The organism is Streptomyces marinisediminis (assembly GCF_026262575.1).
Lineage (GTDB): Bacteria > Actinomycetota > Actinomycetes > Streptomycetales > Streptomycetaceae > Streptomyces > Streptomyces marinisediminis.
This window is the reverse complement of record NZ_JAPKFL010000016.1, coordinates 26,730-48,283: the sequence shown is the minus strand read 5'-3', so window position 1 is coordinate 48,283 and position 21,554 is coordinate 26,730. Positions and strand designations below refer to the sequence as shown.

The window sequence follows — 21,554 nt, the reverse complement described above, 5'->3', positions numbered from 1 at the left end:
GCGGGTGCGGGCCGGGCTACACGTCCGCGAGGGCGGCGGGCGGGTGGTGGCGCAACGTCGAGCCGGCGCGCCCCCTGCGGACCTCCAACTGCGCGGGGACGCGCAGCCGCAGGTCCGCGACGTGGCTGACGATGCCCACGCAGCGGTCGCGTTCGCGCAGGGAGTCCAGGACGTCGAGCACCTCGTCCAGCGTCTGCTCGTCGAGGCTGCCGAAGCCCTCGTCGATGAAGAGGGTGTCCAGCCGGGTGCCGCCCGTCTCGTCCCCGACGACGTCGGCGAGGCCGAGCGCCAGGGCGAGGGAGGCGAAGAACGTCTCCCCGCCGGAGAGCGTGGCGGTGTCGCGTTCCCGGCCCGTCCAGGCGTCGACGACGTGCAGCCCGAGCCCGGAGCGGGCGCCCCGCCCGGCCCGGCTGTCGGAGTGGACGAGGGTGTAGCGGCCGCCGGACATCCGGTGGAGCCGGTGCCCGGCCGCGGCGGCGACCTGCTCCAGCCGGGCGGCGAGCACGTAGGTCTCCAGCCGCATCCTGCGCTCGTTGTCCGCCGAGGTGCCGGCGGCGAGCCCGGCCAGCTCGCTGATGCCCGTGTGCTCGGCCCGGTGGGGCGCGAGCGCGCGCACGGCCTCCAGCGCCTGCCCGGACAGCGCGTCCAGGTCGGCGACGCGGGCCCGTGCGGTGGCCGCCGCCGTCTCCGCGGAGCGGCGGTGCGCGGCGGCCGCCTCGGCCCGCCGCCCGGCCGCGGCGGTGTCGGCCGGGGGCTGGGCGGCGGCGTCCTGGGCCCGCGGGTCGGCCAGCTCGGCGGCGACCGCGGCCTCCTCGGTCTGCCACGCGTCCAGGCGGTGGCGCAGCGCGTCGGCGTCCGCCGGGTCCAGGGCCGCGTCGGCGGCGGCCCCGGGGCCGGTGAACCCGGCGCGCCAGCAGGCGTCCGCGAGGTCGGCGTCGGCCTGCTTCAGATGCCGGGCGGCCGCCTGTGCCGCGTGGGCGGCCTCGGCGGCGGCGGCGAGCGCGGCGGTGCGCCGGGTCAGCTCCGCGGCCCGCGCGGCGACGCCGGTGGCCTCGCCCCCGGCCTCGGCCACCTCCCGGCGGCGGGCCGCGAGCTCCTGGTGGAGCGCTTCGCGCTGGGAGGCGCGGGCGGCCGCGCGGCGCCCCGCCGCGTCCCGGGCGGCGACGCGGCGCCCGTGCTCGCGTTCGGCCTGGTCCAGCTCTTCCTGGGCGGCGTGCGCGGTGGCGGCCACGCGGCGGGCGTCGGCGAGGTCCGCCTCCAGCTCGGCCACGGCGGCGGCGCACTCCCCCGTGGCGGCGTCCTCGGCGGCCTCACCGGCCGCGGCGCGCCCGTCCCGGAGGGCGCGCCAGGCCTGCTCGGCCCGCTCACGTGCGGCCTCGGCCGCCTGGTGCGCCGCCAGGGCGGCGTCCTCCTCGGCCGCTTCGACGTGGCCGTCGGTCGGTTCGGCCTTCGCGGGGTGCTCCGGCGAGCCGCAGACGGCGCACGGCCGCCCGGGCGCCAGACGGGCGGCGAGTTCGGCGGCGATGCCGGCCAGGCGGCGCTCGCGGAGGTCGAGCCAGGTCTCCTTCGCGGTGCCGGCCCGCTCCCGGGCGGTCTGGAGGTCCTCGCGGGCGCGGGCCGCCAGGGCGTCGAGCCGGTCGCGCTCGCGGGCCGCCACCAGGCGGCGCCGGGCGGGTTCCAGACGGGCTCCGAGCTGTTCGGCGCGGGTGGCGGCGGCCTGGGCCCGCGCCACCTCCCGCCGGTGGTCGGCCCGCCGGTCCGGCCACGTCTCCAGCCACTCCTCGGCCTCGCGCAGCTCCGCCTCGTCCGCGCCGGCCTCGCGCTCCAGTGCGGCGAGCTCGCGGCCGAGTGCGGCGACGCGCTCTTCGGCCCGGCGCGCGGCGTCCAGGGACCCCAGGGTGCGGCGGGCGTCCCGCTCGGCCGCCGCGAGCTGTTCGGCGGGGGCCTGGGCGAGCGGGCCGGGCAGGTGCGCGCGGGCGGCGCGTTCGGCGTCGGCGGCCCGGCGGCGCTCGTCCTCGGCGCGCTCGTGCGCGCCGAGGACGGAGGTGACCGTCTCGGCACGGCGGGCGCGCTCCAGGCGTTCGCGGGCCGCTGCGCGCTCGGGGGCCCGCGCGGCGAGCGCGGCGGCGCGGCGGCGGGCCTCGGCGTGCCGCTGCTGGAGGCGGGCGAGGTCGTGCCGGCGGACGAGGTCCTCCTGCGCGGCGGCCTCGGCGTGCTCGGCGGCCCGCGCCGCCAGTGCGGTGCTCGCCACCCGTTCGCGCGCGGTCGTGCGGGCCCGCGCCGCCCACTCCAGGACGGCGTCCGCGAGGCCGTCGTCGCCCGGTGCGAGCGCGGGGAAGGCGGCGTCCACACCGGGCAGCGACGCGGCGGCCTGGCGCATGCGGTGGGCGAGCGCGAGCAGGGACTCGTCGGCGGCCCGCAGCCGCTGCTGCATCTGGCCACGGCGTTCGACCAGGTGCTGCTCGACGGCGCGGAAGCGCCGGGTGTCGAACAGCCGGCCCAGCAGCGTCGCCCGGTCCTCCGCGCCGGCGTGCAGAAACCGGGCGAAGTCCCCCTGGGGCAGCAGCACGACCTGGCAGAACTGCTCGCGGCTCATGCCGATGAGCGCGCCGAGTTCGCGGCCGATCTCCTGCTGGGAGCGGCTGAGGGCCCGCCAGGCGCGCGTGGTGGTGTCGTACTCGCGCAAGGTGGCCTGGGCCTTGTCGGTGGTGTGGCCGGTGCCGCGCCGCTTGGGCCGGGACTGCTCGGGGCGGCGGGTGACCTCCAGCCGGCGGCCGCCCACGGTGAGCTCCAGGCTGACCTCGGTGGGGGTGCCCGGGGCGGCGTGGCTGCTGCGCAGCGCGGCGCGCCCCTGGGTCTGGCGGGCGCCGGGGACGCCGTCGTACAGGGCGTAGCAGACGGCGTCCAGCACGGACGTCTTCCCCGCCCCGGTGGGGCCGTGCAGCAGGAACAGGCCCGCGGCCGACAGGGCGGCGAAGTCAACGTGCTCGGTGCCGGCGAACGGGCCGAACGCGGTGAGGGTGAGGCGGTGGAGTCTCACCGGGCCTCCTCCTCGACGCGGGCGGTGGCCACGCGCACGCTCTCGAACGCCTCGCGCAGCACGTCCCGCTCGCGGGGCCCGGCGGCGCGGCCGGGGCGGACGTGGGCGACGAAGTCCTCGGCGATCTGCTGGTCGTCGCGGCCGCGCAGCCGCTGCGCGTACGAGCGCCGGGGGCGCTGTTCGCGGTCCTCGGGGTCGAAGACGAGGCTGAGGACGTGCGGGAAGCGCTCGGCCAGGCGGGCCATCGGCTCCGGGGGCCGGGCCGGGTCGGTGAGCGTGGCCTCGACCCAGGCGGCGGTGTGCGGGGTGAGGTCCGGGTCGGTCAGCAGCGTCTCCAGCCGACCGCGGAGCCGGGCCAGCGGGCGGGGCACGGGGCACTCCACGCGCTCGGCGCGCACCGCGCCCCGGGCGTCGAGGTCGACCAGCCACATCGACTTACGGTGGTCGGCCTCGGAGAAGGAGTAGGCCAGCGGGGAGCCGGAGTAGCGCACGCGCTCGGTGATGCGCTGGCAGCCGTGCAGGTGTCCGAGCGCCACGTAGTCGACGCCGTCGAACACGGCGGCCGGTACCGCCGCCACTCCCCCGACGGTGATGTCGCGCTCGCTGTCGCAGGGCTGCCCGCCGGTGACGAAGGCGTGGGCCAGGGCCACCGAGCGGGTGCCGGCCGGGCGCCGGGCGAGGTCGGCGCGCACCCGTTCCATGGCGGCGGCGAGCACGGCGGCGTGGGAGGCGCGCGCACCGCCCACTTCGTCCCGCACGAGGGCGGGCTCCAGGTACGGCAGCCCGTAGCAGGCGACGGGCCCGTGGTCGTCGGCGAGCAGGACCGGGACGCCGCAGCCGGCGGGGTCGGTGCGCAGGTGCACGCCCGCCCGGCTCAGCAGCCCGGAGCCCACGCCCAGGCGGCGCGCGGAGTCGTGGTTGCCGGAGATCAGCACCACCGGCACCCCCAGCCCGGCCAGCCGGTGCAGCACGTCGTCGAACAGGGCGACGGCGGGCAGCGAAGGCACGGCGCGGTCGTACACGTCCCCGGCGACCAGGACCGCGTCCACCCGCTCGGCGCGGACCGTCTCCACCAGGTGGTCCAGGAAGGTCTCCTGGGCCGCGAGGAGGCTCGTCCGGTGCAGGCTCCGGCCCAGGTGCCAGTCCGAGGTGTGCAGCAGGCGCATGGCCCAGACCCTAAGTGCTGCCGGTGACACCGCCGCCCGGGGCCCTGCTCGGGCCTTCGCGCGGCGCGGCGTCAGGGGCCGTAGGTGTCGCCGTGCAGTTCCAGGCGGGCGGTGCCCGCGGTGGCGTCGGCGAGCCAGGCGCGGAAGGCCTCCACGCCGGCGGCGGGCAGGCCGAGGTCGAAGGTGACCTCGGCGCCGTAGCGCACGTCGCGGACCTCGTGCCCGGTGGCGCGCAGGTCGTTCTCCAGCCGCCCGGCGCGGTCGTGGCCGACGGTGAGCGTGGCGTGCCGGCGGCGTTGCCGGACGGTGGTGCCCACGGCGTCCAGCGCGGCGCCCACCGCACCGCCGTAGGCGCGGATGAGCCCGCCCGCGCCGAGCTTGGTCCCGCCGAAGTAGCGCGCGACGACGGCGACGGCGTAGCGGATCTCGCGGCGCAGCAGCATCTGCAGCATGGGCGCCCCCGCGGTGCCGCCGGGCTCGCCGTCGTCACCGGACTTCTGGACCTCCCCGGCGGCGCCGACGACGTAGGCGTAGCAGTGGTGGGAGGCCGCCGGGTGCTCGGCGCGCACGCGGGCGAGGAAGGCCCGTGCCGCGGCCTCGGTGGCGGCCGGGGCGAGCGCGCACACGAAGCGCGACCGGTTGACCTCCGTCTCGTGGACGCCGGCGGCCGCGACGGTCAGGTACTGGTCCTGCATCCGGCCAGCCTATGGGTCCGGACGCGGGCCCGGGCCCCGGGGCGGGCGTCCCCGGGGCACCCGGCGGCGGACCGGCCCCGGCGGCGGACCGGCCCGGCGGCCGGTGCCCGGACAAGCTCCGGGCACCGTCGGGAATGCGCCACCGTGGCCGGGAGTTGTCGAGGGCATGGATCTCGACGTACGCACGGACGACCGGGCCGTCCGCCGGATGCTCACGGAACTGGGAGACACCTGGGCGGTGGTCGGGCTGTCGAACAACACCGCGCGGGCGGCGTACGGCGTCGCCCGGGTGCTGCGCCGCCACGGGAAGCGGGTCGTGCCGGTGCACCCGAGGGCGGAGGCGGTGGACGGCGAACCCGGGTACGCGAGTCTGGCCGAGATACCGTTCCCGGTCGACGTGGTGGACGTGTTCGTGAACACCTCGCTGGCCGGGCGGGTGGCCGACGAGGCCGTGGCCGTCGGGGCGCGCGGCGTGTGGTTCCAGCTCGGCGTGGTGGACGTGGACGCCTACGCGCGCACCCGGGCCGCGGGGCTGGAGATGGTGATGGACCGCTGCCCGGCGATCGAGCTGCCGCTGCTGTGACGGCCGGTCCCCGGGCGCGTGGGACCGGGTCCCACGCGTGGGACCGGGACTCAGCGCGGGCCCGGCTCCGGGGGCGGGGCCCCGTCCTCGGGCGGCTCGGCGAGCGCGAGCAACTGCTCGGGCGTGACGCCTTCGGGTACGGGCACCGGGGGCGGCGTGCGCAGCGGGGGCCGCCAGCCGGACTCGGCGTCCCAGCGCCGCACGACCTTCGCCGGGGCCCCGGCGACCACCGCGTGGTCGGGCACCTCGCCGCGCACCACCGAACCGGCGCCGACCACCACGTTGCGCCCGAGCCGGGCGCCCGGCAGCACCACGGCCCCGTGGCCCAGCCAGCTCCCCGAGCCGATCTCCACCGGGGCCGCGCGCGGCCACTGCTTGCCGACCGGCTCCTCGGGGTCGTCGTAGGAGTGGTTGGTGGAGGTCACGTAGCAGTACGGGCCGAAGAAGACGTCGTCGCCGACGGTGACCTCCGCGTGCGCGACGAGGTGGCTGCCCCGGCCCAGCACGACGCCGTCGCCCAGCCGCAGCAGCGGGCGCGGGCCGAGGTCCAGGCCCGGCATCATGCCCGCCGTGAGCGTCACCTCGGCGCCGACGACGCAGTGGTCGCCCAGCTCGATCCACGGCGCGCCGAAGATCGTGCCCTGCGGGAAGGCGAGCCGGGTGCCGTAGCCGATGCGGCGGAACGCGTAGGGCCCCGGGCGCTCCCGGGTCACCGCCCCCGCCCGCTGCGTCCAGTGCCAGGCGCGGTGCACGGCCCGGGAGAGCAGGGCGAGGACGGTGTGCCGGTTCACCTCAGCCCGCCTCGGCGCCGCCGAACGCGGCCCGGTGCCGCTCGGCCAGGTCCCGGTAGGCGGCGGCGTTGAGGCGGATGTGCTCGCGTTCCTCCGCGGTCAGCTCGCGCCGGACCCGGGCGGGGACTCCGGCCACCAGCGAGCCCGGGGGCACCCGCATGCCCTGCGGCACCAGCGCCTGCGCGGCGACCAGCGAGCCGGCGCCGACGACCGCGCCGTTGAGCACGGTGGCGCCCATGCCCACCAGGACGTCGTCCTCGATGGTGCAGCCGTGCAGGACGGCGTTGTGCCCGACCGACACCCCGGTGCCGACGGTGACGGGGAACCCGGGGTCCACGTGCACGGTGCAGTTGTCCTGGATGTTGCTGTCCCGGCCGATGGCGACCGGCCCCATGTCGGCCCGCACCACCGCGTGGTACCAGACGCTCGCGCCCGCGGCCAGTGCCACGTCGCCCAGCACCACGGAGGTCGGCGCGGTGTACGCCCCCGGGTCGACGCGGGGCTCGGTGCCGCCCACCGCCGCGACCAACGCCTCTGCCATCACCAGCTCCTTCCGGTTCTTCCCCGTCGCGCGCCCGCCAGCACCGTATGCCACCGCGGGCGTCAGGAGTTCGGGCGCAGCGTCCACACGATCGTCATGTCGCCCGTGACGGCGCCGTCCTCGCGGGTGATGTCGACGGTGACCGGGAACTCCGGGCGGCGGCCGGCGTCGAGCTCCGCCAGCACCTCGGCGATGGGCCGGCCGAGGTCGGCGGTCGCGGTGAGCGGGCCCTTGGCGAGCTTCTTGTAGGTGGTCTCCGCGCGCACCGGCAGCGGCACGGCGCGGGAGAGCTGGTCCATGAAGGCGGCCAGGACCACGGCGCCGCTGGCCGACTCGGCGAGCGTGAACATCGCGCCGGCGTGCGGGCCGCCCACGTGGTTGTGGTACTCGGGCTGGTCGGGCAGGCGCAGGACCGCGCGCTCGGGAGTGGTTTCGAGGTATTCGAGGTTGAGGGTGCGCACCATCGGCACGGTGGCCGTCAGGAGCTCGCCGATCGAGGGCTGGGTCTCAGACATGCCGGTCAGATTACCAGTCAGTAGCTTGTGGGCACCCGGCCTGCCCGGCCCCTTCTCCGGGTCGTATCCCCGCCCGGGGGCCGGCCGTGTATGTCGCGAACACGTAAGAAAAACGGGGGTGGCGGCGGCCAGGGGCGAAGCCGTCCGTAGAGTGCACGCCATGTGGCCAGGACAGCAGCAGCCCGGGGGCGGCCAGAACCCGCAGGAACCCAACCCGTACCAGCAGCCCGGTGGGTACGGGCAGCCCAACCCCTACCAGCAGCCGGGCGGGCAGCAGCCCGGTTACCCGGGGCAGGGCGCGCCCGCGCCGCGGCAGCCGGGCCCCTACCCGCAGCCGGGGCACCCGCCGGGCCAGCCGCCCTGGGGGCCGCCCACGGCACCGGCGGGCCCGCCCCCTCCGGACGGGGGCCGGCCGAAGAACGCCACCCGCAACACCATCCTGGCCATCGCCGTCTGTCTGGCCGTGATCGCCGGCGCCGTGGTCACGGGCGTGTGGCTGCTGTCCGACGACGAGGGCGGCGGACGGCCCACCGCCGGGGGGAGCCCGTCCGCCGACTCCTCGGCGAGCCCCTCGGAGCCGTCCGAGTCGGCCGAGCCGACCGACGACCCGGACGCCGACGACGGCGAGCCCCGACCGGTGGTCGACGGCTGGCAGGTCGTCGTCAACGGCAGGCACAACAGCGCGTTCGACGTGCCCGGCGAGTGGGAGCCGGCCACCGAGGACACGATCGTCGGCTGGGGCGAGGCGGAGGACTCCGAGGACGCCCTCATCCCGGCCCCGGCGGTGGCCATGAGCGCCCCGGCCTTCCTGGAGGAAGACTGGTGCCGGGACTCCGACGAGGGGACCTACTCCCGCGCGGTGGTGGGCACCAAGGGCGCGCAGGGGGCGAAGAACACCGAGGAGGCCGCGCTCGCGGCCGCCCAGAACTTCGTCTTCCACCGCCACGGCGGTGAGGACAAGGAGCTCGTCGACTGGACGGAGTCCGAGCCCTTCAGCAACGACCACGGCATCGAGGGCCACATCGCCACCGCCACCCACACCGGCGGCGAGAAGGCGAACAAGTGCGAGGCGGACGGCAAGTCCGTCGCCATCTCCTGGCTCGACGACTCGCGCGACCTGCGCCTGTGGGTGCTGATCTCGGACACCGGCGTCGAGGACGAGGTGCCGCAGGAGGTCATCGACCAGATGACCGCGAGCCTGCGCCCCTACACCGAGGGCGACGGGGAGGCGTGAGGCAGGCGACCGGTTCCCGGGCCTTCGGGAGCGGGTCGCGCAGGCCCTCGTGGGCGGGCCGCAACTACACGCTGCTGACGTCCGCCGCCGTCATCACCGGGCTGGGCAGCGCGGGCGCGCTCATCGCGGCGGCGTTCGCCGTGCTCCAGGCGGGCGGCAGCGCCGGGGACGTGGGGCTGGTCGCCGCCGCCCGCACCGTGCCGCTGGTCGCCTTCCTGTTCGTGGGCGGTGCGGTCGCCGACCGGTTCCAGCGGCACCGGGTGATGGTCGCCGCCAACGCACTCAACTGCACCTCCCAGGCACTGTTCGCCGTGCTGGTGCTCACCGGCCAGGCGCAGGTGTGGCAGATGGCCGTGCTCGCGGCCCTGGGCGGCACCGGGCAGGCCTTCTTCGCCCCGGCCGCCGAGGGCATGGTGCTGGCGACCGTCAGCGGCGAGCAGGCCGGGCGGGCGTTCGCCGTGTTCCGCATGGGGGTGAACGGCGCCGGGATCGGCGGGGCGGCGCTGGGCGGGGCGATGACGGCCGCGGTCGGCCCCGGGTGGGTGCTCGCCGTCGACGCGGCGGCGTTCGCGGTGGCCGCCGCGCTGCGCGCCCTGCTGGACGTCGACGCCACCCGGCGACCGGCGGCGGGCGGGAGCCTGCTGCACGACGTGCGCGAGGGCTGGCGCGAGGTGACCGGGCGGCGCTGGCTGTGGGCGGTGGTGCTCCAGTTCGCCGTGGTCAACGCCGTCGTCGCGGCCGCCGAGGCGGTGTACGGGCCACTGGTGGCCGAGGAGCACCTGGGCGGGGCCCGCCCGTGGGGGCTAGCGCTGGCCGCCTTCGGCGCGGGCACCGTGCTCGGCGCGGTGGTCATGGTCCGGTGGAAGCCGCGCCGGCTGCTGCTGGCCGGCGCCCTGTGCGTCTTCCCGCTCGCCCTCCCGTCGGCCGCCCTGGCCGTGCCCGTGGGCGCCCCGGGGCTCGCGGCCGTGATGTTCGTCAGCGGCGTCTCCGTGGAGGTCTTCGCGGTGACGTGGATGACGGCGCTCCACCAGGAGGTGCCGGAGGACCGGTTCTCCCGGGTGGCCGCCTACGACTGGCTCGGCTCGCTCGCCCTCGTGCCGGCGGCCACCGCGGCGGCCGGTCCGGTGGCCGAACGCGTGGGGACCGACGCGGCGCTGTGGGGCTGTTCGGCCCTCGTCGTGGCGCTGACCGCCGCGGTCCTGTGCGTCCCGGAGGTGCGGCGGCTGCGGCGACGCGAGCCGGGCGGGGGCGGCCCGGCCGACGGCGCGGTGGCGGCGGCCGCGGCGGGGCCCGACCCGGCTCAGCCGATGCTGAAGGCCCCGGCCGGCGGCTCGGGCGACGGCCCGGCCGCCCCGTCGTGAAGCGGACGCGCGCCCGCGGCCAGCCGGCGCAGCGCCGGACCGTGGACGACGCGGGCCGGGAAGGCGTCGCCCGCGCAGCGCCGGGCCAGGTCGGCCAGCGGCAGCGGCGCGTGGGAGGCGGCCAGCACCAGGTTGCCGAACCGGCGCCCGCGCAGCACGGCGGGCTCGGCGACGACGCACACGTCGGTGAACGCCAGCGCGCAGGACGCCACCTGGGAGCCGAGGAAGGTGAACGGTGCGGCATCGGCGAGGTTGGCCACGTAGACGCCATGCGGGCGCAGGGCGCGGGCGGCGGCCCGGGCGCACTCGGCGGTGGTCAGCGGCGCCGGGATGCGCGAGCCGCCGAAGACGTCCGCGACGATCAGGTCCCAGGCGGCCGGAGCCGAGCCGGCGAGCGCCGCGCGCGCGTCCTCGGCCCGGACCTCGACACCGGTGCCGGGCGGCAGCGGCAGGTGCGCGGTGACCAGGGCGAGCAGCGCCGCGTCGGCGTCCACCGCCCGCTGCCGGGAGCCGGGGCGCGTCGCCTCGGTGTAGCGGGGCAGGGTCAGCGCGCCGGCGCCCAGGTGCAGCGCGTCCAGCGGGCCCGGCCCCGGCACCGCGTCGATGAGGTGGCCGATGCGCCGGGTGTACTCGAACTCCAGGTGGCCGGGGTCGCGCAGGTCGACGTAGGACTGCGGCGCGTCGTCGACGGTCAGCAGCCACGCGTGCGGGCGGTCCACGTCGGGGAGCAGGCGTGCGGTGCCCTGGTCCACGGCACGGACGACGGGCAGGGAGGAGTTCACCGCCCCATTGTGGGGGACGCCCGGGTCCGCGCGGCACCGGCGGCGACCGGTGCGATCGGCGAGCGGCGCGGCCACCGCCGCGTCACCGTACCGACCTCCGCGCTTCACCTGGGTGGGTTAATCTCACCCGGTGCTCGCCCCCGCCCCTCCCCCGCTTCCCGGCGCGGCCGCGGTCGCGCCGCCTGACGCGACGTCAACCACCGCCGGGCGGCCGCGTGTACGCGTCGCCGCCGCGCTGAGCTCGGCCTGGCTCAAGTGCGCGCTGCTGCTCGCGCTGCTGGCGGCGGCCGTGGCGGCCGGGCTGCTGCACGAGCCGCAGCGGCTGGTGACCGGCTCGTGGACGGCGCACCTCCCGGCGGGCACGGCGCTGACCGGCTTCACGCTCGCCTACGGCCTGGCCACGGCCGCGTTCGTGCCGCGTCCGGTGCTGTCGCTGGCCGCGGGGGCGCTCTTCGGTGCCGGGCTGGGCACGGCCGCGTCCCTGGCCGGCTCGGTGCTGGGCACGGCCGCCGCCTTCGGCCTGGGGCGGCTGCTGGGCCGGGACGCCCTGCGGCCGCTGCTGCGCGGGCGCCGCCTCGCCGCGGCCGACCGGCTGCTGAGCCGCGAGGGGTTCCGCGCCGTGCTGGTCCTGCGGATGCTGCCGGGCGTGCCCTTCGCCCTGTCCAACTACGCCGCCGCGCTGAGCCGCCTCCGGTGGCCCGCGATCGTGGCCGGGACCGCCGTCGGCACGCTGCCCAGCACCGCGGCGTACGCGGTGGCCGGCAGCCGGGCGAACGATCCGACCTCGCCCGCGTTCCTGGCCGCCTCCGCCTTCCTCGCCGTCACCGGCCTCGGCGCCGTCGGGCTCGCCTGGTACCTGCGGGCCCGACGGCGCCGGGCGGCGTGCCGGGTGCCGACACCGGTGACGGGATGAGGCCGCACCGGACGTAGCATCTGAACCGGCTCGCGCGCCACCGGGCGCGGCCGCCGCCGGGCCCCCGCCGGGCGCCGCGCCGCACCCCGGCCCCGCAGCCCGCACCGGACCGGCCCGGCCCGGCCGGCCGACCCTCCCCGAGACCGCCTTTCCCCTGTCCCTCCCTCCCCGACTACAAGGACGAGCGCATCCCGACATGACCTGGTTCGAATCATTCATCCTCGGGATCGTCCAGGGGCTGACGGAGTTCCTGCCCGTCTCCTCCAGCGCGCACCTGCGCCTGGCGGCCGTCGCCGCGGGCTGGCCGGACCCGGGCGCGGCCTTCACCGCGGTCGCCCAGATCGGCACCGAGACGGCCGTGCTGATCTACTTCCGCAAGGACATCGGCCGCATCGTCGGTGCCTGGTGGCGCTCGCTGAGCGACAAGGCGGTGCGCAAGACGCTGGACGCCCGGATGGGCTGGCTCGTGCTCGTCGGCACCCTGCCGATCGGTGTGCTGGGGCTGCTGTTCAAGGACCACATCGAGGGCCCCTTCCGCGACCTGCGGCTCATCGCCTCCAGCCTCATCGTCCTGGGCATCGTCCTCGGGGTCGCCGACCGGATGGCGTCGCGGGCGGCGCAGCGGGCCGAGAAGGGCGGGCGGCACCGCGCCGTGCGTCCGCCCAAGGACCTCCAGGACCTGACCGTCCGCGACGGCGTCCTGTTCGGCTTCTGCCAGGCGCTCGCGCTGATCCCCGGCATGTCCCGGTCGGGTTCGACGATCACCGGCGGCCTGTTCCTCGGCTACAACCGCGCCGCCGCCGCCCGGTACTCCTTCCTGCTGGCCATCCCCGCCGTGCTCGCCTCGGGCGCGTACGAGCTGACGGCCATCGGCGAGGAGGGCAGCCACGTGGACTGGGGCCCGACGGCCCTGGCGACCCTCGTGAGCGGCCTGGTCGGCTACGCCGTGATTGCGTGGTTCATGCGCTTCATCTCCCACCGCAGCTTCCTGCCCTTCGTGATCTACCGCGTGCTGCTGGGCAGCGTGGTGCTCGCGCTGGTCTGGCTCGGCGTGCTCGACCCGCTGGCGGGCAGTGACATCGGCTGACGCCCCGGGAGCGCCCCGCTTCCGCCGCCCGGGCGCCCGACCGGGGCACACTGGGTAGTGTCCCTGGCCGCCGGGACGGGAGGGCACGCGGATGAGGCGTACACCCGCGCGGTGGTGGCACGCGCCCGCGGCGCTCCTGGCGGGCGCCCTGCCCGCCGCCGCGTTCCCCCAGCCCGCGCTGTGGTGGCTGGCCCACGCCGCCCTGGTGCCGTGGCTGCTCATCCTGCGCGCGGCCCCGGGCGGCCGGCGGGCCGCGGTGCACGGCTGGCTGGGCGGGACGGGCTTCGTCCTGGCCACGCACCACTGGCTGGCCCCGCACCTGCACGTCTTCCTCCTCCCGCTCGCGGCGCTGGTGGGCCTGCTGTGGGCGCCCTGGGGGTGGCTGGCCCACCGGCTGCTGGCCGGCTCCCCCGGGCCCCGGCGGGTGCTGGCGGCGGTGGTGCTGCTGCCCTCGGGCTGGCTGGCGGCCGAGCTGGTGCGCTCCTGGGAGTACGCGGGCGGGCCGTGGGGGATGCTCGGGGCGAGCCAGTGGCAGTGGACGCCCGCGCTCCGCCTGGCGTCGCTGGGCGGGGTGTGGCTGGTGGGTTGGCTGGTGGTCGCCGTCAACGTCGCGGTGACGGTACTGGTGGCCCGCGGCCCCGCCCGGGGCCGGCTCGTGGCGCTCGCGGCGCTGGGGTGCTGCGGGCTCGCGGCGCTCGGCGCCTGGGCGTGGGCGGCCCCGCCCCCGGCGCGGGCGGAGGCGCGGATCGCCGTGGTGCAGCCGGGCCGGCTGGACGCCGCCGAGTCCCGCTTCGCGCGCGGGGTGGACCTGACCCGGGAGCTGGCGGGCCGGGACGTGGACCTGGTGGTGTGGGCGGAGAGCAGCGTCGGCTTCGACCTCTTCTCCCGGCCCGGCCGCACGGCCGAGCTCGCCGCGCTCTCGGCCGAGGTCGGGGCGCCGCTGCTGGTGAACGTCGACGCCCGGCGGCAGGGCGGGCCCGGCATCTACAAGAGCTCCGTGCTGCTCGACGACGGCGGCCCGAGCGGCGCCCGGTACGACAAGATGCGGCTGGTCCCCTTCGGCGAGTACGTGCCGCTGCGCTCCCTGCTGGGCTGGGCGACTCGGGTCGGGGACGCCGCCGACGTGGACCGCCGCCGGGGCACGGAACCGGTCGTGCTGGACGCGGACGGGCTGCGCGTGGGCCCGCTGATCTGCTTCGAGACGGCGTTCGCGGACATGGGCCGGCACCTGGTGCGCGAGGGCGCGCAGGTCCTGGTGGGCCAGTCCGCGACGAGCAGCTTCCAGGACACCTGGGCCCCCGCGCAGCACGCCTCGCTCGGGGCGCTGCGGGCGGCCGAGACCGGCCGTCCGATGGTGCACGCCACGCTGACGGGGGTCACCGCCGTGTTCGGGCCGGACGGAGCGCGGACCGGGCCCCGGCTGGACCTGGGCGCGAGCACCGCCCGGGTCTACCCGGTGCCGCTGGCCGAGGGGCGGACGGTGTTCGTGCGGCTGGGCCCGTGGCCGGTGTGGCTGTCGCTGGGCGCGCTGGCCGCGGCGGGCGCGGGCGCGCTCGTCCGCCGGGCGCGCCCGGCGCTCAGGCCGCGCCCCGCTCCACGGCCGTGACGACCTGCTCGCACAGCTCGTGGGTGCGCAGCGCGTCACGGGCGCTGAGCGTGCGGCCCTCGCGCACCGCGTCCAGGAAGGCGAGCACGGCCTGCTCGATCCCGCGCTGACGGGCCACCGGGACCCAGTCCCCACGGCGCCGGACGCTGGGCTGGCCCCTGTGGTCGATCACCTCCGCGAGATTGCGCACCTCCCGCTTGGTGTCCTTCCCCGAGACCTCCAGCACCTCCTCGGCCGAGCCCGAGAGGCGGTTCATGACGCCGATCGCGGTGCAGGACTCGCCCGAGAGCTGGAGGACGACGTGGTGCAGCAGCCCGTCCTCCTGCCGTGCCCGCACGTCCACCCGGTCGCAGGGGCCCGGCAGGAGGAAGCGCAGGGTGTCCACGACGTGGATGAAGTCGTCGTAGACCATCGGCCGCGGCTCCTCGGGCAGCCCGACCCGGTTCTTCTGCATCAGGATGAGGTCACGCGGGTGCTCGCGGCACTGAGCGTAGCCAGGCGCGAAGCGCCGGTTGAAACCGACGGCGAGGCTGACGCCGCGCTCCTCGGCCAGCGCCGTCATCCGCCGCGCGGCGTCGATGTCGTAGGCGAGCGGCTTGTCGACGTACGTCGGCACGCCCGCCCGGAGCAGCTCCGTCACCAGGGCGGGGTGGGCGGCGGTGGGGGCGTGCACGAAGGCCGCGTCCAGGTCCGCCGCCAGCAGCTCCGGCAGCGTGGCGTGGCGGTGCTCCGGCGGGACGCGGTGCGCGTCACCGGTGTGGTGCAGCGTGGCGGGGGTGCGGGTGTGCAGGTGCGGCTCGATGCCGGGCTGCGCCGCGATGACCGGCAGGTACGCCTTGCGGGCGATGTCGCCCAGACCGATGATGCCGACCCTCACGTGCGCGCTCCCTCGCCTCGATCGCCGTCGCGGGCCACGCCGCGGCGCCCCGCCCCGGGGCAGCATACGTGTGCGGCGGCCGACTCCCGTCGGCGATGCCGCCGCGGGTGCGCGGCCGGGCGGCCCGCCGGCGCGGCGGCGGTGCGGGCCGGGCCGGAAGCGCCGCGCGGCGCCCCGGCCGGGCCGCGCCACGCGGCGGCCCCGCCCCTGGGACGGGGCCGCCGCTTCCCGTGCGGCGTCGGCTCCCTCCGCGCGGTGACGCCGACGGTGCGCGTACCGGCGCGGCCGGCCGGACGGTCCGTAGCGGGCCGGACGGACTTCGCGCGCCGGGCGCCCGCCCGGCCCGCACCCCGGAGGCGTTGAGGCCCCGGAGGCGTTGAGGCCCCGGAGGCGTTAAGGGCATGCCGCCGCGTTCACCCCTGCGGGGAGATGACGCGGGGCGCCGCGCGCGGCACAGTGGGCCGGGTGCGAGGTGTACCGCGAGTCCTGCTGCTGGCCGGAGCCGCCCTGGCCGGAGCGTCGGGGTGTGTCACCGTCCCCGCGCCCGCCGCGCCCGAACCGCGGCCGCACGGTGCCCCCGGCGTGACGGTGCCCGAGCGCGCCTCCTCCTCGCCCCGGCCCCCGGCGCGCGAGGCCGTCACCGTGCCGCGGCCGCGTCCGGCCACCTCCGCCCCGGTTCGGACACCGCCCACCGCGTCGCCGCCGCCCCGTCCGCCGCGGGCCCGGCCCACCGCCGTCGCGCCCCCCGCGTCCCCCGGCGCCGCCCCCACCCGCGCGGCGCCCGCTCCCCCGGCCACGCCCCGCACCACCGTGCCGCCGTGGGAGCAGGTGTGTGACCTGGGCGAGAGGTACGGGCGCTGGGCGCCGGACGGCCCGGCGAACCGCCTGTGCCGGGAGGTTTACGACGGCGGCTGAGCCGCGCCCCCGCACGGCCGCCGCGCTCCCGGGCCCGCGCCCTTCCGGTGCGCGCCCACCGCGCCGCCGGGCGCCCCGCGCCTCCCGCGCCCCACCGGCGCGTTTCCCCGGTCGCGCCACCGGGCTCGCCCGGGCGCACCGGCCCGCCCGCGCGCCCCGGCGTCCGGTACGCCCGCCCCGATCGGCGCGACCGCGAGGCCCGGTGGTGTGCCCCGGGCGCCCCACGCGGCGCGCATCGGCCGGCCAGCCCACCGGCCGGCCCGCGCGCCGCCAGGGCCCGCCACGGCTTCGCGCCCCGCGCCGCCCGGTGCGCGCCGGGCGGCGCGGGGCGGTCGGCGCGGGGCGGTCGGCGCGGGGTCAGGAGGGATCGGCGGACAACCGGGTCTCCAGGCGGGCGGCCGCGGCGCGGACGCCGTTGCCGTACGCGTCGTCGTCCAGGGTGCCGAGCACCGCCTGGCAGCGGTCCAGCTCGCGCCGGGCGGCCGAACGGTCCCGCAGCTTCAGGTAGTCCGCGGCCAGGTTGAGGTAGAGCGAGGGGTACAGGGCGCGCACGGCGATCGCGTGGCCGCCCCAGGACACCTCCGTCTCGGTCAGTGCCTGCGCCGCGCCGAGGGCCCGCAGATCCCAGGCCAGCTCGGCGGCCGGGTCGTCCTGGGCGTCCGCCATGTAGTGCGCCACGGTGACCTGGTGGAACAGGTCACCGCCGACCGCCAGTTCGGACCACAGGGCCGCGAAACGGTTGCGGGCCTCCTCGCGGTCCCCGCCGTGCAGCAGCATGATCACCTGCCCGATGCGGGTCGTCAGGTCCTCGGTGTCGTGCGCGTGGTCTCGCTCGGTCACGGTCCTCCTCCCCGGCGGCCGGCGCGAACCGGCCCCGGTGGTGAGCGGCGGGGGCTCGCCGGGCGGCGCGGTGGGCGCCACCGGGCGTGCGGGGGGAGTCAGTCGGCCAGGTCCGGGATGCGCCAGTCGATCGGTGTGTGCCCCTGGGCGGCGACGGCCTCGTCGATCTGGCTGAACGGGCGCGACCCGAAGAACTTCCGCGCCGACAGCGGCGAGGGGTGCGCTCCGGCGACCACCGCGTGGCGCTCGGTGTCGATGAGCCGCAGCTTCTTCTGGGCGTAGTTGCCCCACAGCACGAAGACGGCCGGATCGCGCCGGTCCGCCACGGCCCGTATCACCGCGTCGGTGAACTGCTCCCAGCCCTTGTTCTTGTGGGAGTTCGCCTCGCCGCCGCGCACCGTCAGCACCGCGTTGAGCAGCAGCACGCCCTGCCGGGCCCACGGCATGAGGTAGCCGTTGTCCGGCACGGGGACGCCCAGGTCGTCGTGGAGCTCGCGGTAGAGGTTGCGCAGGGACGGCGGCACCCGCACGCCGGGCCGCACCGAGAAGCACAGCCCGTGCCCCTGCCCTGGCCCGTGGTACGGGTCCTGACCGAGCACCAGGACCTTCACGTCCTGGTAGGGGGTGGCCTCCAGCGCCGCGAAGACCTCCTCGCGCGGCGGGTAGACCGGCCCGCGCGCACGCTCCTCCTCGACGAACTCCGTCAGCTCCTTGAAGTAGGGCTTGTCCAGCTCGTCGCCGAGCACGTCCTGCCAGGAGGCGGGCAGCATGCCGTTCACGTCGTCACCCCTCGGTACGCGTTGCGCAGTGGTGCCCCGGGCGGGCTCCCGGGGCACCACCGAACGTACCGGTCGGCACCGACAACGCCGTTACCAGCTCTCCTTGCGGTGCAGCTCCCACACGCGCATGATCGTCGAGGCGTCGATGGTCCACTCGATGCCGGCGATCTCGTTGTGCGCCGCGATGTAGACCCGGCCCTGCCACAGCGGCAGCAGGCGGGCGTCTTCGGCGATCAGGCGCTGGGCCTCCTTGAGCGTCTCCCCCGCCGCGGCGCGGTCGCTCTCGCGGCGCGACTCGGGCAGCAGCGTGCCGGTGAGCCGTTCGTCCTCGTAGGGAACGCCGACGGAGGGGTTGGGGCCGACGAAGGGGCCGATGTAGTTGTCGGCGTCCGGGAAGTCGGGGAACCAGCCGCGGCCGAACACCGCGTACTCGCCGCCCTCGATGCCGTCCTGGAAGGCCTCCCACTCCTGCCCCTGGATCTCCACGTCGAACAGGCCCGAGTCGTTGAGCTGCCGCTGTATCTCCTGGAACTCCGCCGCCGTGCTGGAGCCGTAGCGGTCGGTGTTGTAGGAGAGGGTGAGCCGCACGGGCGTGCTGACACCGGCGTCGGCGAGGAGCTGCTCGGCCTTGTCCTGGCTGGGCTCGCCGTAGGCGTCGAAGAACGCGCTGGTGTGGCCGGTGATGCCGCCGGGGACCATCGAGTACAGCGGTTCGGCGGTGCGCTGGTAGACCTCGCGCACCAGCGTCTTGCGGTCGATAAGCTGGGCGATGGCCTGCCGCACGGCCGGCTGCTCGGCGCCCTCGAAGGCCGGGTTGAAGACCAGGTAGCGGATCTCGGTGCCGACGGCTTCGTGCAGGGAGATGTCGGCGTTCTCCGTCCGCCCCTCCTGGACGGCGGTGATCTGCTCCGGGGACAGGCCGCGGTAGGTGAGGTCGATCTCGCGGTTCTCCAACGCCTCGAGCATCGGCCCGGAGTCGTCGAAGTAGCGGATGGTCACCGCGTCGTTGTGCAGCTTGGCCGGGCCCCCGTACCGCTCGTTGCGCACCAGCTCGGCCCGCTCGCGGGGGTCGTAGTGCGCCAGCTTGTACGGCCCGGAGGCGACGATCTCGTCGGACTCCAGCAGCCGGTCGGCCGGGAAGGTCTCCGGGTCGACGAGGGAGGCCGCGGGCGTGGCGAGGATGAGCGGGAAGGTCGCGTTCGACTTCTTCAGGTGGAAGACGACCGTGGCGTCGCCGTCGGTCTCGATGCGGTCGATGGATTCCAGGAGCTGCCGCGGACCGCCCGGGTCCTTGATGGCCAGGGTTCGCTCGAAGGAGTGCTTGACCGCCTGGGCGTCGAGCGCGTTGCCGTTGGCGAAGGTGAGCCCGTCCTTGAGCGTGCAGCGGTAGAGCTGGCTGGCGTTGTCCGTGAAGCCGCAGCTCTCCGCGGCGTCGGGCTGCGGCGTCCCGCTGGACTTCGGGAAGTACAGGAGCGTCTGGTAGATGTTGCGGTACAGCTCCCACGAACCGTCCCAGGCGCCGGCCGGGTCCAGCGCGGTCGGCTTGCTCGTCGTCCCGACGACGATCGCCTCGTCCTGTTCGTCGCTTCCCCCGGTCAGCGAGGCGCAGCCGGCGAGCACGGCGACCGCCGGAATCATCGCCAAGCGGCGGAGAAGCTTCTTGCGGCTGAACACGTGCACGCTCCTCGGTGGGCGGGGGCCACTGCTGAACGGCGCGCGACGGTGTTCGCCGACTGCGGGCGGGCGTGGCGCGCCCCTTGCGGCCCCGCGCAGAGCGCACCGGTGCGGCGGGCGGACCCCCCAGGCCTGTGACGACGGAGACCCTACCGCAGCAGCCGCCGGAACTACATGGACGGATCAGTGCCCTGTGCATCGCCTTTCCGCAGGCCGTCACGCATGCGGCATCCCCCGTGACGCAGCGATGAGCGACGGCTCCCGGCGGTGCGCGGGCGGCGTCGGACGGCGACCGCGGGGGGCCGGGACACGGCGACCGCACCGACCCCGGAACACGGCGACGCCCGGACGCCGGCGGCAGCGGCGCACAGGCACCAGCGGACGGCGACGCGCGAACGTCAGGGCACGGCGACGCGCGAACGCCCCGGCGCGCGCCCGGTGGCACCGGCCGGTCGGCGGCACCGGGACGGCGCGCGGGGCACCCGGGCTCCGGCGCGGCCGGCGGCCGCACGGGAACGGGGCGGCTCCCCGGGTCTCCCGGCCCCGGAGCCGCCCCGTCCACGGGCCGTGTGGGCGGGCCCTACGCCACGCCCGCGTCGAGGAACAGGCCGCCGTCGACGACGAGGGTCTGCCCGGTGATCCAGCCCGCGTCGCCGGAGGTGAGGAACGCCGCCGCGCCGCCGACGTCCTCGGGCTCGCCGAGCCGGCCCAGCCGGTAGCCGGCGGCCGCCTCCTCCTCGCGCCCCTCGTAGAGCGCCGCGGCGAACTTCGTCTTGACCACCGCCGGGGCGATGGCGTTGACGCGCACGCCCGGCGCCATCTCGTGGGCGAGCTGCTGGGTGAGGTTGATCATCGCGGCCTTGCTGACGCCGTAGACGCCGACGAACGGCGAGGCGCTCAGCCCCGCGATCGAGGCGATGTTGACGATCGAGCCGCCGTGTTCCTTCTGCCACGCCGCCCAGGTGCGCTGGGCGAAGCCCAGGGCCGAGACCACGTTGGTCTCGAACACCTTCCGCGCCACGTCCAGGTCCACCTCGGCGATCGGCCCGAAGACCGGGTTGGTCCCGGCGTTGTTGACCAGGTGGTCGATCCGCCCGTAGGCGCCCATCACCCGGTCGACGACCTCCGCCTGGTGGGCCTGGTCGTGGGCCTTGCCCGGCACGCCCATGGCGCGGTCGGCCCCGAGGGAGGCGACGGCCTCCTTGAGCGCGCCCTCGTTGCGCCCGGTGATGCAGACCCGGTCCCCGCGGGCCACGAGCGCCTGGGCGATGCCGTATCCGATGCCCCGGCTGCCGCCGGTGACGAGGGCGACCCGCCCGCTGTCCTGTGCTGTCATCGCACTCCTGCTCTTTCTCTCGCGGTGCGGTCGGTCAGTCCAGTGGTCCGCCGGCGACGTAGAGGACCTGGCCGGAGACGAAGCCGTTGTCGTCGCCGGTGAAGTAGGCGACGGCCCCGGCGACGTCCTCCGGGCGGCCCACGCGCTGCACCGGGATCTGGCTGGCGGCGGCGGTCTGGAAGTCCTCGAAGTCCATGCCCACCCGGGCGGCGGTGGCCGCGGTCATGTCGGTCGCGATGAAGCCGGGGGCGACGGCGTTGGCGGTCACGCCGAACTTTCCCAGCTCCTTGGCGAGCGTCTTCGTCAGGCCCTGGAGGCCGGCCTTGGCCGCCGAGTAGTTCGCCTGGCCGCGGTTGCCCAGCGCGGAGCTGGAGGAGAGGTTGACGACGCGGCCGAACCCGGCGTCCACCATGTGCTTCTGGCAGGCGCGGGTCATCAGGAAGGCGCCGCGCAGGTGCACGTTCATGACCGTGTCCCAGTCGGACTCGCTCATCTTGAACAGCAGGTTGTCCCGGAGCACGCCGGCGTTGTTGACCAGGATGACCGGGGCGCCCAGCTCCTCGGTGATCTTGGCGACGGCGGTTTCGACCTGTTCGGCGTCGGCGACGTCGCAGCCCACGGCGAGCGCCTTGCCGCCCGCCGCGGTGATGGCGTCGACGGTCTCCCGGCAGGCGCCTTCGTCGAGGTCGAGCACCGCCACGGCGCGCCCCTCCTCCGCCAGCCGCACGGCCGTGGCCGCGCCAATCCCTCGGGCCGCGCCCGTCACGACCGCGACGCGCTGCTCGGTGCTGGACATCGCTGGGCCTCCTCGTCCTCGTA

At 76.8% G+C, this 21,554-nt stretch carries 20 protein-coding genes; 7 read left to right on the top strand and 13 right to left on the bottom strand.

The window, feature by feature from the left end; all coding sequences use genetic code 11:
- Window positions 1-16: 16 nt before the first annotated feature.
- The 3 genes from OSB71_RS14870 to OSB71_RS14860 all read right to left on the bottom strand — a co-directional run bounded on the left by OSB71_RS14870 (window position 17) and on the right by OSB71_RS14860 (window position 4,901).
- Complete coding sequence (locus OSB71_RS14870; RefSeq protein ID WP_265948421.1) at window positions 17-3,040, bottom strand: AAA family ATPase; 3,024 nt, start codon at window positions 3,038-3,040, stop codon at window positions 17-19.
- Window positions 3,037-4,206 (bottom strand): exonuclease SbcCD subunit D, encoded by a 1,170-nt coding sequence (locus OSB71_RS14865; RefSeq protein WP_265948419.1) that lies wholly within the window; start codon window positions 4,204-4,206, stop codon window positions 3,037-3,039. Before OSB71_RS14865 ends, OSB71_RS14870 begins: the two co-directional genes overlap by 4 nt.
- Before the next feature lie 71 nt (window positions 4,207-4,277).
- On the bottom strand, window positions 4,278-4,901 hold the full coding sequence (locus OSB71_RS14860; RefSeq protein ID WP_265948417.1) for a YigZ family protein: 624 nt from the start codon (window positions 4,899-4,901) through the stop codon (window positions 4,278-4,280).
- A 166-nt stretch (window positions 4,902-5,067) separates the two neighbouring features.
- Here OSB71_RS14860 and OSB71_RS14855 point away from each other — a divergent pair, with 166 nt between their 5' ends.
- The gene (locus tag OSB71_RS14855) at window positions 5,068-5,484 is read left to right on the top strand and encodes a CoA-binding protein (protein ID WP_265948415.1); all 417 of its coding nucleotides are present in this window, start codon (window positions 5,068-5,070) and stop codon (window positions 5,482-5,484) included.
- Between the two features lie 50 nt (window positions 5,485-5,534).
- Here the strand turns inward: OSB71_RS14855 and OSB71_RS14850 are convergent, their stop codons facing one another.
- The 3 genes from OSB71_RS14850 to OSB71_RS14840 all read right to left on the bottom strand — a co-directional run bounded on the left by OSB71_RS14850 (window position 5,535) and on the right by OSB71_RS14840 (window position 7,331).
- Complete coding sequence (locus OSB71_RS14850) at window positions 5,535-6,275, bottom strand: acyltransferase (protein WP_265948414.1); 741 nt, start codon at window positions 6,273-6,275, stop codon at window positions 5,535-5,537.
- Window position 6,276: 1 nt separating this feature from the next.
- Complete coding sequence (locus tag OSB71_RS14845) at window positions 6,277-6,816, bottom strand: gamma carbonic anhydrase family protein (RefSeq protein ID WP_265948413.1); 540 nt, start codon at window positions 6,814-6,816, stop codon at window positions 6,277-6,279.
- A 62-nt stretch (window positions 6,817-6,878) separates the two neighbouring features.
- Window positions 6,879-7,331: a DUF4442 domain-containing protein gene (locus OSB71_RS14840; protein ID WP_265948411.1), complete on the bottom strand. Its 453-nt coding sequence runs from the start codon at window positions 7,329-7,331 to the stop codon at window positions 6,879-6,881.
- 160 nt (window positions 7,332-7,491) lie between these two features.
- On the opposite strand from OSB71_RS14840, the gene OSB71_RS14835 reads away from it, so the two are divergent.
- Both OSB71_RS14835 and OSB71_RS14830 read left to right on the top strand, forming a co-directional pair.
- A complete protein-coding gene (locus OSB71_RS14835; RefSeq protein WP_265948409.1) occupies window positions 7,492-8,565 on the top strand; it encodes a DUF8017 domain-containing protein in 1,074 nt (357 codons plus the stop codon).
- A complete protein-coding gene (locus OSB71_RS14830) occupies window positions 8,562-9,926 on the top strand; it encodes an MFS transporter (RefSeq protein WP_265948407.1) in 1,365 nt (454 codons plus the stop codon). Before OSB71_RS14835 ends, OSB71_RS14830 begins: the two co-directional genes overlap by 4 nt.
- On the opposite strand, the gene OSB71_RS14825 is transcribed toward OSB71_RS14830, so the two are convergent.
- Window positions 9,866-10,708, bottom strand: coding sequence for a spermidine synthase (locus OSB71_RS14825; RefSeq protein WP_265948405.1), 843 nt, complete (start codon window positions 10,706-10,708; stop codon window positions 9,866-9,868). The genes OSB71_RS14830 and OSB71_RS14825 overlap by 61 nt on opposite strands.
- A gap of 130 nt (window positions 10,709-10,838) precedes the next feature.
- Here OSB71_RS14825 and OSB71_RS14820 point away from each other — a divergent pair, with 130 nt between their 5' ends.
- From OSB71_RS14820 to lnt, 3 genes are all read left to right on the top strand, one after another.
- Window positions 10,839-11,621, top strand: a complete 783-nt coding sequence (locus OSB71_RS14820; protein WP_323055295.1) for a TVP38/TMEM64 family protein — start codon at window positions 10,839-10,841, stop codon at window positions 11,619-11,621.
- A gap of 196 nt (window positions 11,622-11,817) precedes the next feature.
- A complete protein-coding gene (locus tag OSB71_RS14815; protein WP_265948403.1) occupies window positions 11,818-12,708 on the top strand; it encodes an undecaprenyl-diphosphate phosphatase in 891 nt (296 codons plus the stop codon).
- A gap of 91 nt (window positions 12,709-12,799) precedes the next feature.
- A complete protein-coding gene (lnt, locus tag OSB71_RS14810) occupies window positions 12,800-14,314 on the top strand; it encodes an apolipoprotein N-acyltransferase (protein ID WP_265948401.1) in 1,515 nt (504 codons plus the stop codon).
- Here the strand turns inward: lnt and OSB71_RS14805 are convergent.
- Entirely contained in the window at window positions 14,286-15,191 is a 906-nt protein-coding gene (locus tag OSB71_RS14805) for a Gfo/Idh/MocA family protein (protein ID WP_265948399.1), read from the bottom strand. The two genes, lnt and OSB71_RS14805, sit on opposite strands and share 29 nt — an antisense overlap.
- Before the next feature lie 465 nt (window positions 15,192-15,656).
- Between OSB71_RS14805 and OSB71_RS14800 the strand changes: the two genes are divergently transcribed.
- Complete coding sequence (locus tag OSB71_RS14800; protein WP_265948397.1) at window positions 15,657-16,106, top strand: hypothetical protein; 450 nt, start codon at window positions 15,657-15,659, stop codon at window positions 16,104-16,106.
- Window positions 16,107-16,463: 357 nt separating this feature from the next.
- Here OSB71_RS14800 and OSB71_RS14795 read toward each other — a convergent pair whose 3' ends face one another.
- The 5 genes from OSB71_RS14795 to fabG form a co-directional block, all read right to left on the bottom strand.
- On the bottom strand, window positions 16,464-16,946 hold the full coding sequence (locus OSB71_RS14795; protein WP_265948396.1) for a hypothetical protein: 483 nt from the start codon (window positions 16,944-16,946) through the stop codon (window positions 16,464-16,466).
- Window positions 16,947-17,044: 98 nt separating this feature from the next.
- A complete protein-coding gene (gene ung, locus OSB71_RS14790) occupies window positions 17,045-17,716 on the bottom strand; it encodes a uracil-DNA glycosylase (RefSeq protein ID WP_265948579.1) in 672 nt (223 codons plus the stop codon).
- A 99-nt stretch (window positions 17,717-17,815) separates the two neighbouring features.
- Window positions 17,816-19,399 carry an ABC transporter substrate-binding protein gene (locus tag OSB71_RS14785; RefSeq protein WP_265948394.1) on the bottom strand — a complete coding sequence of 528 codons (1,584 nt, stop codon included), beginning with the start codon at window positions 19,397-19,399 and terminating at the stop codon, window positions 17,816-17,818.
- A 580-nt stretch (window positions 19,400-19,979) separates the two neighbouring features.
- Window positions 19,980-20,735 (bottom strand): SDR family oxidoreductase, encoded by a 756-nt coding sequence (locus OSB71_RS14780; protein ID WP_265948393.1) that lies wholly within the window; start codon window positions 20,733-20,735, stop codon window positions 19,980-19,982.
- A 34-nt stretch (window positions 20,736-20,769) separates the two neighbouring features.
- Window positions 20,770-21,531, bottom strand: coding sequence for a 3-oxoacyl-ACP reductase FabG (fabG, locus tag OSB71_RS14775; protein ID WP_265948391.1), 762 nt, complete (start codon window positions 21,529-21,531; stop codon window positions 20,770-20,772).
- Window positions 21,532-21,554 lie beyond the last annotated feature (23 nt).